Annotated in this window: 10 protein-coding genes, 2 pseudogenes and 1 riboswitch; of the genes and pseudogenes, 6 read left to right on the plus strand and 6 right to left on the minus strand. The window is 53.4% G+C overall.

All coding sequences use genetic code 11. The features are described 5' to 3' along the window. Nucleotides 1-61 precede the first annotated feature (61 nt). Nucleotides 62-961 carry a LysR family transcriptional regulator gene (locus ACH1XZ_RS01975; protein ID WP_395594121.1) on the plus strand — a complete coding sequence of 300 codons (900 nt, stop codon included), beginning with the start codon at nucleotides 62-64 and terminating at the stop codon, nucleotides 959-961. Between the two features lie 34 nt (nucleotides 962-995). Here the strand turns inward: ACH1XZ_RS01975 and speG are convergent, their stop codons facing one another. The 3 genes and pseudogenes from speG to ACH1XZ_RS01990 all read right to left on the minus strand — a co-directional run. Then, the gene (gene speG, locus ACH1XZ_RS01980) at nucleotides 996-1,553 is read right to left on the minus strand and encodes a spermidine N1-acetyltransferase (RefSeq protein WP_395594122.1); all 558 of its coding nucleotides are present in this window, start codon (nucleotides 1,551-1,553) and stop codon (nucleotides 996-998) included. Nucleotides 1,554-1,693: 140 nt separating this feature from the next. Further along, nucleotides 1,694-3,037 carry an NCS2 family permease gene (locus ACH1XZ_RS01985; protein WP_395594123.1) on the minus strand — a complete coding sequence of 448 codons (1,344 nt, stop codon included), beginning with the start codon at nucleotides 3,035-3,037 and terminating at the stop codon, nucleotides 1,694-1,696. Nucleotides 3,038-3,054: 17 nt separating this feature from the next. Continuing rightward, nucleotides 3,055-4,849, minus strand: a pseudogene (locus ACH1XZ_RS01990) (adenine deaminase); the annotation flags it as partial. Between the two features lie 125 nt (nucleotides 4,850-4,974). Between ACH1XZ_RS01990 and ACH1XZ_RS01995 the strand changes: the two are divergent. Next, nucleotides 4,975-5,901, plus strand: coding sequence for a LysR family transcriptional regulator (locus ACH1XZ_RS01995; RefSeq protein WP_395594124.1), 927 nt, complete (start codon nucleotides 4,975-4,977; stop codon nucleotides 5,899-5,901). A gap of 82 nt (nucleotides 5,902-5,983) precedes the next feature. Here the strand turns inward: ACH1XZ_RS01995 and ACH1XZ_RS02000 are convergent, their stop codons facing one another. Then, a complete protein-coding gene (locus tag ACH1XZ_RS02000) occupies nucleotides 5,984-6,472 on the minus strand; it encodes a hypothetical protein (RefSeq protein WP_395594680.1) in 489 nt (162 codons plus the stop codon). A gap of 1,075 nt (nucleotides 6,473-7,547) precedes the next feature. Here ACH1XZ_RS02000 and ACH1XZ_RS02005 point away from each other — a divergent pair. Both ACH1XZ_RS02005 and ACH1XZ_RS02010 read left to right on the plus strand, forming a co-directional pair. Further along, a complete protein-coding gene (locus tag ACH1XZ_RS02005; protein ID WP_395594125.1) occupies nucleotides 7,548-8,900 on the plus strand; it encodes a sensor domain-containing protein in 1,353 nt (450 codons plus the stop codon). Between the two features lie 33 nt (nucleotides 8,901-8,933). Then, a pseudogene (locus ACH1XZ_RS02010) lies at nucleotides 8,934-9,115 on the plus strand (integrase); the annotation flags it as partial. Between the two features lie 40 nt (nucleotides 9,116-9,155). Here ACH1XZ_RS02010 and ACH1XZ_RS02015 read toward each other — a convergent pair. Next, entirely contained in the window at nucleotides 9,156-9,578 is a 423-nt protein-coding gene (locus ACH1XZ_RS02015) for a hypothetical protein (protein ID WP_395594126.1), read from the minus strand. Continuing rightward, nucleotides 9,559-10,968, minus strand: a complete 1,410-nt coding sequence (locus ACH1XZ_RS02020) for a PAAR domain-containing protein (protein ID WP_395594127.1) — start codon at nucleotides 10,966-10,968, stop codon at nucleotides 9,559-9,561. The genes ACH1XZ_RS02015 and ACH1XZ_RS02020 overlap by 20 nt, the downstream gene beginning before the upstream one ends. Nucleotides 10,969-11,291: 323 nt before the next feature. Next, nucleotides 11,292-11,388: riboswitch (TPP riboswitch) on the plus strand. Between the two features lie 34 nt (nucleotides 11,389-11,422). Between ACH1XZ_RS02020 and thiM the strand changes: the two genes are divergently transcribed. Continuing rightward, nucleotides 11,423-12,208: a hydroxyethylthiazole kinase gene (gene thiM / locus ACH1XZ_RS02025; protein WP_395594128.1), complete on the plus strand. Its 786-nt coding sequence runs from the start codon at nucleotides 11,423-11,425 to the stop codon at nucleotides 12,206-12,208. Further along, nucleotides 12,205-13,005 carry a bifunctional hydroxymethylpyrimidine kinase/phosphomethylpyrimidine kinase gene (gene thiD, locus ACH1XZ_RS02030; RefSeq protein WP_395594129.1) on the plus strand — a complete coding sequence of 267 codons (801 nt, stop codon included), beginning with the start codon at nucleotides 12,205-12,207 and terminating at the stop codon, nucleotides 13,003-13,005. Before thiM ends, thiD begins: the two co-directional genes overlap by 4 nt. Nucleotides 13,006-13,103: the final 98 nt, after the last annotated feature.

Raw genomic sequence — 13,103 nt, forward strand, 5'->3', positions numbered from 1 at the left:
AGCAAACCCCGACAACCTCGCATTTGAGGATAATTCTGGCGCTCGCCCCTAAGGACCCCTTATGTTCAGGCTGGAAGACTTATCACTGTTTGTGCGCGCCGCCGCGTTGAACAGCTTTAGCGATGCGGCGCGCGAAGCGGGCATTCCCCCGGCGCAGGTCAGTTCGGCGATTAAACGGCTGGAGACGGCGTTAAACGTGCGTCTGTTTGCGCGCTCCACGCGCAGCCTGCGTCTGACGGCAGAAGGCGAGGCCTGGCTGCCGTATGCCTTACAGATGCTGGACGCACTGCAAAATGGGCTACAAAAAATCCAGACGCCGGATGATGAGGTGCGCGGTACGCTGCAAATCGCCGTGCCGTCAGACCTTGGGCGTAACCTGCTGCTGAACGTGTTTCGTCGCTTCCGCGAGCGTCACCCGGCGCTGCGGCTGCGCATTCTGTTTTCCGATCATCTCACCGATGTCTTCAAAGACCCGGTAGACGTGGCGTTTCGCTACGGCGAAAACCACGATGCCTCGTTTGTGTCGCTCCCCGTCGCGCCGGATAACCGCCGCGTGGTGGTGGCCTCCCCCGACTGGATTGCGCGCCACGGTGAACCGCAGACGCTCGCCGACCTCGAAAAATGCAATGCGTTGACTTACGTGCTGCGCGGCAGAGCGTTTGACCGCTGGCCGCTCAGCCAGGATGGCGTAGAGTACAGTGTCCAGGTCAGCGGCAGTATTACCAGCGATGATGCCGAAGTGATCCGTCGGCTGGCGGTGGCGGGAGAGGGCGTCGCGTTTAAATCGATGCTGGATGCCTGCGACGACCTGCGCGAAGGGCGGCTCAAGGTGCTGCTGCCGCAGTATCAAGGCGATCTGGTGCCGCTCAATATGATCTGCCCACACCGCAAGCAGCTCTCTGCCGCGGTGCGGTTGCTGTATGAAGCGGTGAAAGCGGAATGTGCGACAAAGCAGCGTTAACCGCCTTGACGCCAGGCTGGACCGACGCAGGGCGCTATTGCGCCGTCGGTTTCAGTAACCCGCCCGTTGACTTGTTATGTTCTAAATACTGGTGCTGGAAAATACACATCCGTATCGTGTTGCGGTATTCACCGTTAACGAAGAACTCATGGATTAATTCGCCCTCCTGGATAAAGCCAAGCTTACGATAAATATGAATCGCTTTGGCGTTCTCTTTATCCACGATGAGATAGAGCTTATAGAGATTCAGTACCGTAAAGCCGTAATCCATTGCCAGCTTAGCGGCGCGTGTCGCCAGGCCTTTGCCCTGATATTCCGGCGAGATGATAATCTGAAATTCGGCTCGGCGGTGAATATGGTTTATTTCAACCAGCTCCACCAGGCCTGCGTTATTGCCATTAAACGAAATGACAAAACGGCGTTCGCTCTGATCGTGGATATGTTTATCGTAAAGATCGCTCAGCTCAACGAAGGCTTCATAGGGTTCTTCAAACCAATAGCGCATCACGCTCGCGTTATTATCGAGTTGATGAACAAAGCGCAAATCTTCGCGTTCAAGGGGTCTAAGTTTAATGTCTGATGATTCTGGCATAATATTTTCAGCCTCTTTGGAAACCGGAAATATATTATCTGCTGGCGGTGGGCGTCATCAAGATTTGAAAACAATTACAATTAATTCAACATGCTCAGAGTGTCCATCAGGTGGAGGCGTCCACCTGATGGGCAGAGGTCTTAGTGCTTCACCAGCGTCGCGAAGTAGTACACCAACGGAATCGCCAGCACCCACAGACCAATCGGGATTTCACGCCATTTTCCGGCGATGGTCTTAATCACGATAAAGAACAGCAGACCACCGGCAATCCCGGTACCGAAGCTGTTGGCAATCAGGGTTATCATCACCATCATCAGCACCGGTAGGCCGTCGGTGAAGTTACCGAGGTCAACCTTGCGCAGGCCGCTGAACATATTCAGCCCAATCAGCATCAGCGCGGGCGCGGTGGCTTCTTTCGGGATCATCAGCGCGACCGGAGTGAACAGCAACATCAGCAGGAACATCACCGCCGCTGCCAGCGCTGTCAGGCCGGTTTTACCCCCGGCTTCCGCCGCCGCCGAGGATTCAATCAGTGCGGTGGCCGCCGGAATGCCGAGCCACGGGCCGATAGCGGCGGCAATAGAATCGACCATAAACGGACGATTGATGTGCGGCATATTGCCTTCTTTATCCAGCAGCCCGGCTTCGCCGCCTACGGCAAGCGTGGTGCCCATCGTAGAGAAAAACTCAGAGGCAAAAAAGACGAACAGGAACGGCAGGAAGGCGATATTGAGCGCGCCCAGCATATCGACGTGACCGAGCACCGGCGTCAGCGAGTGCGGCATATCGATAAAGCGGGTGGGCAGATGCGTCACACCGGCGGGAATGCCGACCAGGGTAGCGAATAAAATCGCCCATAAAATAGCGCCGGGAATGCGGCGAGCCTGTAGCGCTATCGCCAGGAACAGACCGCACAGTGCGACCAGCGCGCCGGGCGCCATAAAGTCGCCCAGCATCAGCGAGTTGGTTTTGGCGTTGGCCAGCACCAGCCCGGCGTTACGAAAACCTAATATCGCCACGAACAGACCGATAGATGCGGTTAACCCGAGCTTGATGGACTGCGGCACCGAGCGGGTCACCACTTCGCGCAGGCCGAATTTGGTCAGCAGAAAGAAGAGAATGCCCGACCAGCAGGCGATGCCGAGACCAATCTGCCAGCCTATACCTTCGCTGCCCGCAAGCGTAACGCCCACCAGCACTGAACCACCGATGCCAGGGCCGACGATAAATGGCAGGTTAGCGTAGAACGCCATCAGCAGCGTACCGCCCACGAACACCAAAATAGTGCCGGTTGTCGCCGCGCCTTTATCCATACCGCCGACGGCCAGCAGCCCTGGGATAACGACCAGTAGATAGGCGGCGGCGAGAAAACCGGTGACCCCTGCAAGGCATTCGGTGCGCAGCGAACTGCCGCGGGAAGACAACGAAAAACGTCGCTCAAGCCAACTTCCAGCGGTTGGCGTTTGAAGGGTATTATCGGCCATTGTGTGGCGCTCCCATGATTATTGTTGTGTTGTGTGTTCCGGGGTTTCCCGGCAGTCCAGTATTGGGTCGACTATCTGGCGCGTGGTGCCGTCGGTCAGCCCTAAATCGGTTAAATGTGGCCCGGCGTTACAGGCAAGACAGGTGCCTTCAATCGCTTTAAAGACGCGATACGGCGGCTCCCAGTCGGCTACCTTAGCGCTCAGGTCGCGCAGGTTACGAAACTCAGCGGCCAGCGTCTCGGCCGGTTTGTCGGAGAGCATCCCGGCAATTGGCATGGCAACGTGTGCCAGAATGCCGCCATTTTGCGCCAGCGCCATGCCGCCACCGGAGGCGATAAGCTGATTTGCCGCCAGCGCCATATCTTCAGCGTTGCGGCCCAGCACCACCAGGTTGTGAGAGTCGTGCGAGTAGCTGGTGGCAATCGCGCCGCGCAGCTCACCCCAGCCTTCCAGCAGGGCAATTTGCGGTGTGGCTTCGTGACGGCCGTGGCGGTGCTTCACCCAGATAAGGCTGAAGCCTGCGGGGATCTCAACCTGCCCATGGAGAATCGTGACGTCGACTTCGCCCCATTGGGTAAAGCGCGCGCCGCGGATATGGCGCAGGCGGGCGGTACCGTGCTGAATATTGTTGACGCGGAGCGCAAAATTACTGGCCTGAAGCGGGGCGAGTTGCAGGGTATTGCGCGGCGGTGTTACCCCAACGGCGGCGGTGAGCGCGTTCAGCAGTTTACCGTCGCGCGCAATCTGCCGTCCGGCAACATACACCGCGCGTGCTTCTAATTTTTCCAGCGAGTCGAATACCACCAGGTCAGCGCGACGCCCGGCGGCAATCAGCCCAAGGTCTTGACGCTGCAGGCGAATAGCGGCGTTCAGGGTGGCGAAACGCAGGGCATCGGTCGCGGGGAGGCCATGTTCAATCAGCAGGTTCAGCAGGGCAATAATGCCGCCTTTTTCCAGCAGCATGTCCGGCGGCACATCGTCGGTGCAGACGGTAATTTGCGAAGAGAGATGCGGCAGGGATTTCAGCGCCTTGACGATGTCCGGCAGCAGGTAAGGGTGCGAGCCGCGAATCTCCAGCGTTAGCCCGGCGCGCAGCTTTTCCAGCGCATCGTCGGCCGAGGTCAGTTCATGGTCGGAGGTAACGCCAGCGGCCAGATACGCTTGCAGAGCGCTACCGCTCAGCCCGCGAGCGTGGCCTTCAATCAGCTTGCCGCTGTTGAGCCCCGCCTGCACGATTTCCTGCATCCGGCAACTGCCGTGCAGCACGCCGTGCATATCCATCACTTCCGCCACGCCGCGCACTTCCGGCCAGCCAAGCATGGTTTCCATTTCGGCACCGGCAAAATCGGCCCCGGACATCTCCAGTCCTGGCGTAGACGGCACGCTTGATGGAGCGGCAACCATCACCTGCAGGGGCAGATGGCGGCTGGCTTCTACGGCGTAGCGCACGCCCGCCACGCCCAGCACGTTTGCCAGCTCATGCGGGTCCCAGAATACGGCGGTGGTGCCCTGCGCCAGCACGATTTCAGCGTAGCGTTCCGGCGGCAGATGCGAACTTTCGAGGTGAACGTGGGTGTCCATCAGGCCGGGTGAGAGGTAAACGCCGGGCAGAGAGTGACGTTCCAGCGCGTCGCTGCGGCTGCCACGTGGGTGCACGCTGGCAATCATATCGCCAACGATACCGACATCAGCTTCGCGCACTTCGCCGGTAGCCATATCAACAATAGCGGCATCGGTGAGTAAAAGATCAAACGGGGACTCGCCTCGTGCGGCCTGAACGGCGCGGCGACGGATTTCAGCATTGCTGGACATAACAACTCCGGCACAGGGATAATGCGTGCTACTTTAGGGGCAGAGCAAACGGTTGCCCAGATGATTAAATTTATCACCTGATAACTTCAGCTTATCCTGCGTGATAGCCACGAGTGAAGCACATCATGACCGATCCCTGGCAGCGATTGCCTGCGCTCTCGCTTAAACAGTTGCAGTATTTTGTCACGCTGGCGCAGCTGCGTCACTTTACCGATACCGCGAACCGGCTGGCGATTAGCCAACCGGCGCTGAGCAGCGCCCTGCGCCAGATTGAAACGGTGCTGGGCGGTAAGCTGGTTAACCGTACCGCCTCGTCGGTCACGCTCACCGATCTTGGGGCGGCCATATTGCCTCACGCCCAGCGCGTGCTGAGCGTCGCGCAGATGGCGTTTCACGATATGCAGCAAATTGTTGAAGCGGGCGGTGACGGCACGGTGCGTATCGGGCTGGTGCCGTCGGTGAGTTCGCTGCTGTTTCCACTGCTGCCTGAGGCACTGTCTCAGGCGTTTCCGCGTCTGCGAGTGGAGTTTCTTGATAGCACCAACGATGCGCTGGCGCGTGACTTGCAAAGCGGGCAGATTGATTTTGGCGTTGGCGCTATCGACAGTTCGTTGCCAGCGGAGCTCCAGATCTTTCCGCTGCGCGAAGACCCGCTGGTGGCCGTGCTGCATGCAGACGACCCGCTGGCAGGCCAGACACATCTGCCGTGGAAGCAGCTGGCTGGGCGCGATATCGCGGTGTTTTCTAAAGGTAACATTCAGCGTCTGGTGGGCGCATTAGTTGAGAGCCAGCGTCTGACGCTCAATACCCGCTATCAGGTCGACTATATTGAAACCCTGTACGGGCTGGTGCGCTCACGGTTGGCGGTGGGGCTCCTCCCGCAGCTGTACACCACGCATTTACAGGATGCGGCGCTGCGGGTTGCGCAGCTTCAGCAACCGGCGTTAACCCGCACCGTTGCGCTGATGCGTGGCCCACAGACGCTACCGCCCCTTATCGAAGCCTGTTTCACATTGTTGCTAAAAGAACTCCGCGAAAATCAGACGCTGTGATGGTAGGCCGGATAAGCGAAGCGCCATCCGGCAATATACGCGGGTTCTGCCGGATGGCGCTTCGCTTATCCGGCCTACGATATTATTTCTGCGAGACGGTCAACATACCGTTATCGCGACCATGGGTTTTATTCCAGGATGCGCTTTCAATACCGTTGGCATTCATGCTGACGGAAATAACGTATCCTGCACCATGAATTTCAAAGAAATTGGCGTTAATACGTTTAACCACCGCTTTCTTACCGTTTACCGTCGCCGAGAAGAAGCCGTTTGACAGGGTGGCTTTCAGCACGTTGGAGGAGAGGGTGGCTTCACGCATAGGGTCCGCGACGTGCGCGGCCTGCGCATGTTGCTCAACGTCCTTACTGCGAGTCGCGTTCGCCGCGTTGGCGTAGGCCGCCGTCATCGCTGCATTATTAATACTTTGCTGGCGATTCTGTTCGGATAAATAGCAGGTATCTTTAGATACGCCCTGTGCTTCACATGCCGCCATCCGCTGCGCCGGTGAACTGCAACCAGCCAGAGCAGCGGAACCAACGAGAACGGCCAATACCATCATTTTTGCTTTCATCATTAACCTTTTTCTTTTTTATAAACACACAAGACAAACCGGAAGGATTATTTAATCACCTCCGTTATTACCAGTGAAACGTTAGGAATATAAGTGAAGTCTGAATTACTCGTGGTTACAGTCAACGCTTATTGTTGATAGAGTATTATTAATAACCGTACCAAGAAGCACGCCCGTTGCCACCAATGCCATAGAGGCAATGGCGTAAGCAAGAATGAGTTTTATCATCGATTATTTATTTTTATATAACGGCTATCATCATTATTGTTTACGTTGTACCAAAAAAGAAAACTGATGCTGCAATGACACGGACATACGATTCTCTTCTTTCGTAACGCAAATCAACTATCAACCAAGATGACAATATAAATATTGATTTAGATCATGCATAGAATGGGAAGTCGAGTGGTCTATTTTAGTAATGATTTTTATTGTTATTTTTCTTTTAAAACAATTAGATGCAATGGTTGTTGCTTTGCTGTTGTGAATGATAATTAATCTTGCTAATAAACCATTCTGATAGTTAGTGTATGGAATCTGATGATTTTAATAGTTTTTATTTTGGATGCGCATTATTTCGTCATAAGACAGTGAGCGAAAATGGCTTTCAAACGAAACCATTACGCTAACGTACAGATTATTCTCAAATCATCATTGTTAATTAGTTTTTAAATATTGGTTTGATAATATCATTTACAGCAAGGCGTGCGAAATGTTGAGGAATTAAAATAATAACGATACAAAAAAGAAGCGCAGTCGCTTCACGTTGCTATTATCGCTACTCCCATAAAACAAATAATTACATGCAGTTATTGTGTGGTTTTTGGGGGCGGTAGCCAGTAAGTTGTCGTGTTTTCTTGCCAATGAGCAATTCAATTTTAGGGCGTATCTTATCTCCCCACTATATCCCTTGTCGTGATGGTTGCGAACTGCCTTTTTTAGCACGGTGACGGGGCGCTTTTTGATTGTATAGTGAACTGTGGCTGTACTATATTTAAGCTTTGGTGCAGCGCTAATGGGCGACGATCCTCGAGAGAAGTCGCACTCACTCCTATATTCAGGCCCGACTTTCTCTATGGAATCGAATTCTCACGCACCGTTGAGCAGTTTTATCGATCTCATGATGGACGCGGTTTTTGCCGTCGATGCCCATGCTAATATCATTTTTGCCAGCGCATCCTGCGAACGTATTTTTGGCTATACGCCGAAAGAGCTGGTCGGCAAAAACATGTTTGACCTGATGCTGCCAGAGGACCGGGAATTGACCCGAGACTCCATCGTCGACGTCATGGCGGGCCGTCCTCAATTTCATTTTGAAAACCGCTACGTTCACAAAAATGGGCAGACCGTGAATATCATGTGGTCTGCGCGCTGGTCGCCTGCCGATCAGCTGCGTATTGGTGTTGCCCGCGATATCACCGAGCGTAAACGCTCAGAACGGCTGCAATCTGTGTTGTATGCTATTTCTGAAGCTGCACATACCGCTGAGGATCTGCTCAAGCTATTCCAGCGCATTCATGAGATTGTCGGTACGCTGCTTCCCGCCGATAACTTTTCGGTCACGCTCTACGATGATGAAACGGGACAACTGAGTTTTCCATATCACGTCGATGAGCATCAGGACACCCCTGCGCCGTTTACCCTGATCCCGGCGACGTTTTATGCGGAGGTGATTCACACCGGCCAACCGCTGCTGCTCACGCCTGAGACAATGGCGGGCCGTATGGAAGAGCTGCGTTTTTCTTTTGGTATCAATCCATTTTGTTGGCTGGGAGTGCCGCTAAAATCGCATAAAGGCACTATTGGCGCATTGGTACTCAAGAGCTACCCGGGCGGCGTGTGCTACAACGAACGGGATCAGGAGCTGCTGCAATTTGTGTCGACGCAAATTGCGACGGTGATTGAACGCCAGCAGATGCAGGCCCGATTGCAGCATATGGCACAGTACGATCAGCTTACCGACCTGCCGAACCGCGGCCTATTGTACGATCGCCTGAAAGCGGCGCTGGCGTCTGCACGACGTGAACAGAGACAACTGGCGCTGCTGTTTATCGATCTCGATAAATTTAAACAGGTTAACGACACCCTGGGTCATGGGATGGGCGATCTCCTTCTACAAGAGACCGCGTCGCGTCTGACGCGCTGTATACGTGAATCAGATACCGTCGCCCGTATTGGCGGCGATGAGTTTGTGATTTTGCTTCAGGAGCCGTTATTGCCTGAACTGGCGGAGTTAGTCGCCAAAAAGATTGATAATGCGTTCCGTCTGCCTTTTAGCCTGGATGGCTATGCGGTGACGGTTGTCCCTAGTATCGGAATTGCTTGTTATCCTGAACATGGTAGTACTGAGCAACAGCTTCTCGATTACGCCGACAAGGCGATGTATGTCGCCAAACAGGGTAAAGCGCGGCGGCAGAATTACGGATAAGCCATTGTCCGATCGATGGGGGCGAATTATTGCGGGCAGCGATTTTCCATTCGTCATAGTGTTTACTCTTCAGCAATGGCTGGTTGGGTAAAAACCTTCTGCACTTACAGCAGACCGTGGGCTGCGAGAAAAGCGAAGGGATCATAAAATGCTATTTGCATACGTTTCCCTTATCTTCAGTAGCATATGTCTTTGGTGGGAATGATTGGCCTTGAATAAGATAACCAAGCATAAAACTTGGTTATCTTATTGCCGTTAAATGAATGATGGTAAATAGAAAACTGCTAACATCATGAATAGGAAAATAAGGCCAGCGATGGAAAATCGCACTTTTACACGTAACCAATCGGTGTACTGATTAGGAAGTTCTTTAATGAAACGTATTTGTTCATTATCCATTCCTCGCGTATGGAAAGAGTTTTCCTTAAAGTACAATGCTTTAATAAAGAATGCGTCACGCATTAATGAGAAAAATACCCCCGCATCCTGATAAATTAAAATCTCTACTGGTCTTACTCCAAACTTTTCAACAAACAGCGAGCATAGAGTTATGAATTTTCTCTTGGCTAATTTGTCAAAAATCACATAAAAAATATAATTAATGATTCCGAGAATCAAAAAAAATCCAGCGATTTCAAATCGATGGATCGTCAGAAAATTAATTGCCGAAAACGTCATACAACTTTTCTCCACCTAATTCCCCAATAGCACTTCCCACTGTGCTACCTGCGTACCCTAAACCAATACCTGCAATAACGGTACAAACAAGCCCGCCAACACCAGCAGTACCAACGCCGATTGCGACGCATAATGTTATAGCCCCGCCGCTAGCGAGAACACCGCCACCTGTACCCAAAGCAAAGCTACCAATCTCAGTATACTTTTTCTTAGTACATTCAGCTTCGCGGCCAACAGAACACGCCTCATGAATTTCGTTAAGAGAATGGAGCCCGCTAAAACCAATGCCTAAATAACCAGTATAACGCATTGCTTTTACGTATTTAGCTGCCCGTTCAATGTGAGTAGCATAGCCTTCAATGTCACCGATCCCCGTTTCATTCCATTTGTGGGTAATAGAACTGCTGGAAAGTCCGAGTGCATTTCTTATTTTGGTATACTCTCCGAATTTCATAGCCTTATTAAGGAAACTGACTTTGAGTATGGATTCAAGTTCTTTAAATAAATGGCTACGTTTGACATAGAATTGTTCGCCAATCAACGAGCCTCTTGTTATATAGGTATTCTTATACGTTTCTTGAATCTCGCGGAGTATTTTTTCGATACTCTCAAAGTATTTTCCAACAGGATCAGCAGAAAGGCCAATTCCAGTATCAGCGTAGCTGGTGAAATTTGCTATGGTAGCGTAGTGTTTGTGGAGTAAATTAGCTTCCTCATGCGTCAATGGGGCCAATGCTGCATCGATTCGCGCTTTAGCTTGCTGCATGTGTGCAATCTGTTCGTCCTCCTGCTTATCAGGATCGACCAAAAGCAGAATAGAACCGGCCTTGTATTCTTTACCTGCATCATTCAATGAGCGGTAAAGTTCGCGTGTCCCTTCTGGCTGACCGCCAGCAAACAGGATGTTTTCGAATAGTTCGGTTGTCGATTGTTCAGGAACTATGCAGAAACCAGCATCAACACCAGTGCGTTTCTTTTTAGCTGCTTGTGCGTGTTGTTCGGGTTCTTGTTCTCCCGTGCTGAACAGCGTATTTCCCCCTTCACGGAGAAAGTCGGAGACTTCTTCATGGGAAACCGTGACCCCCACAGCGCTATCATCATAACCAATAAACTCAAAAGCATCAGGAGAAGCAATGAGGCGGTTAGTGCCAATTGGGCAACCGCATTCAACAACATCATTTTCAAGGCAAACTTGTTTATTTTCAGCGAAAACGTTGAAGCGGTTGGTTTTCCGTATTACGCCGAGAGTTTTACATTGAGGGCAAAAGGATTCAGAGCCAATAAGGGCAACGAGTCGGCTTTGGCAAAATACGGTCAATGCGCCATTTTCTACGGTTCCACCTGTGGTTGTTTTATCACCGACGGTAATAACTTTTAGTTTTACAAGCATAAGTCCATTTACTTGTTGTGGAAATAATTTGAGTGGCTATTTTACAACCAATAATCGGATGCACAATAAGTATTAGGCCTAAGTAACACTCTGTTTCGTAACAACCAGTAAAGGCGATTACTCCTCCTCGACGTTACCTTTATCAAAGGTGCTTCTCTCTTACTGATGCACTTCAGTGCAGAGATAAATCTCTCTATTTTTGTTTCTGGGGGGGAGCAAAAAGGAGTCAGGCGTGTTTTAAGATGAAGAAGCTATACCCGGGAGGCCGGGCTTGCAACCGCGAGCAACTTCCCCTAATCTGGCAAAAAGTATAGAGATTCTATCTTCATGACTCGGGGTGCCCCATCGCTGATGGGCTGAGAAAAACCCGTACCACCTGATCTGGATAATGCCAGCGTAGGGAAGTCAGAGGCCGCCAGGTCATTGCTTCTTCGCGTTTTGGCAGGAGCAAACCATGCAAGCCGACCTGCTAAGTCCCGCGCATTGCGCGCACACCGCACACCTTCTGCATCAACATTCCCCCCTGGTTCACTGTATGACCAATGACGTCGTGCAGACCTTTACCGCAAACGTCCTGCTTGCGCTTGGCGCATCACCAGCGATGGTGATTGACGCGGATGAAGCCGCTCAATTTTCATCCATTGCCAGCGCGCTGTTGATTAACGTCGGTACCTTAACGCAACCACGTGCTCAGGCCATGCGGGCGGCGGTGGAAAGTGCGAACCGTGCCGGAACACCGTGGGCGCTCGATCCGGTGGCGGTGGGGGCGTTGACGCTGCGCAGTGATTTCTGTCGTGAACTGGCGCAGATGGCTCCGGCAGCGATTCGTGGTAATGCCTCAGAAATCAGGGCGCTGGCGGGCGAGAGCCAGGGCGGGCGCGGCGTTGATACCACCGATACCGCCGCGAAGGCGCTACCGGCGGCACAGAAACTGGCTCAAGAAAGCGGCGCGATTGTTGCGGTAACCGGTGAGGTGGATTACATCACCGACGGCAAACGTACGCTGGCGGTAAACGGCGGTTCTCCGTTGATGACCCGCGTGGTGGGAACCGGCTGTGCGCTGTCGGCGGTGGTGGCGGCAAGCTGCGCCTTACCGGGTGACCGATTGCTGAACGTGGCCGGCGCGTGCGCCGTGATGAAACTGGCGGGGCAGCGCGCGGCGCAGGGGCGAGGGCCGGGCAGTTTTGTTCCCGCATTTCTCGATGCGTTGTATGCAATGCACGGGGAGGTGTTGGCATGAAACGCATCAACGCACTGACCATTGCTGGCACCGACCCAAGCGGCGGCGCGGGCATTCAGGCCGACCTGAAAACCTTCTCGGCGCTCGGCGCTTATGGCTGCTCGGTGATTACCGCACTGGTGGCGCAAAATACCCGCGGCGTGCAGTCGGTTTACCGTATTGAGCCCGATTTCGTGGCCGCACAGCTTGATTCTGTGTTCAGCGACGTACGCATCGACACCACCAAAATCGGCATGCTAGCGGAGACGGACATTGTGGAAGCGGTCGCGGAACGTCTGCAACGCTACCGCATTCAGAACGTGGTGCTGGATACCGTGATGCTGGCGAAAAGTGGCGATCCGCTACTGTCGGTGTCGGCGGTCGAGACGCTGCGTCAGCGCCTGTTGCCGCAGGTTTCCCTGATTACGCCAAACCTGCCGGAAGCGGCAGCGCTGCTTGACGCGCCGCATGCCCGCAACGAGCGCGAAATGCTGGAGCAGGGCCGAGCGCTGCGGGCGCTCGGCTGTGAAGCGGTGCTGATGAAGGGCGGTCATCTGGACGACGCTGAAAGCCCGGACTGGCTGTTTAGCGCCGAAGGGGAAATGCGCTTCACCGCGCCGCGCGTCGTGACCAAAAACACCCACGGCACGGGGTGTACGCTGTCGGCTGCGTTAGCCGCATTACGGCCACGCCATGCCAGCTGGCAGGAGACGGTGCCGGTGGCAAAAGCCTGGCTGTCGCAGGCGCTGGCCCAGGCCGATACCTTACAGGTAGGTGAAGGTATTGGGCCGGTGCACCATTTCCACGAATGGTGGTAACTGTCCGGCTGACGTGCCAGCAGGTTGTGCTTAAAATCTGCCAAAAGTTGGACATTCCACGCTCCCGGTACCAGGCTTACCCTGCTCAAAAGTGTTGA

The organism is Kluyvera chengduensis, from assembly GCF_044197065.1.
Classification (GTDB): Bacteria; Pseudomonadota; Gammaproteobacteria; order Enterobacterales; family Enterobacteriaceae; genus Kluyvera; species Kluyvera ascorbata_C.

Bases quoted from the DNA above. Each gene is read 5' to 3' on its own strand.
- ACH1XZ_RS01975 (WP_395594121.1), top strand. From the start codon at position 62: ATGTTCAGGCTGGAAGACTTATCACTGTTTGTGCGCGCCGCCGCGTTG.
- speG (WP_395594122.1), bottom strand. From the start codon at position 1,553: ATGCCAGAATCATCAGACATTAAACTTAGACCCCTTGAACGCGAAGAT.
- ACH1XZ_RS01985 (WP_395594123.1), bottom strand. From the start codon at position 3,037: ATGGCCGATAATACCCTTCAAACGCCAACCGCTGGAAGTTGGCTTGAG.
- ACH1XZ_RS01995 (WP_395594124.1), top strand. From the start codon at position 4,975: ATGACCGATCCCTGGCAGCGATTGCCTGCGCTCTCGCTTAAACAGTTG.
- ACH1XZ_RS02000 (WP_395594680.1), bottom strand. From the start codon at position 6,472: ATGAAAGCAAAAATGATGGTATTGGCCGTTCTCGTTGGTTCCGCTGCT.
- ACH1XZ_RS02005 (WP_395594125.1), top strand. From the start codon at position 7,548: ATGGAATCGAATTCTCACGCACCGTTGAGCAGTTTTATCGATCTCATG.
- ACH1XZ_RS02015 (WP_395594126.1), bottom strand. From the start codon at position 9,578: ATGACGTTTTCGGCAATTAATTTTCTGACGATCCATCGATTTGAAATC.
- ACH1XZ_RS02020 (WP_395594127.1), bottom strand. From the start codon at position 10,968: ATGCTTGTAAAACTAAAAGTTATTACCGTCGGTGATAAAACAACCACA.
- thiM (WP_395594128.1), top strand. From the start codon at position 11,423: ATGCAAGCCGACCTGCTAAGTCCCGCGCATTGCGCGCACACCGCACAC.
- thiD (WP_395594129.1), top strand. From the start codon at position 12,205: ATGAAACGCATCAACGCACTGACCATTGCTGGCACCGACCCAAGCGGC.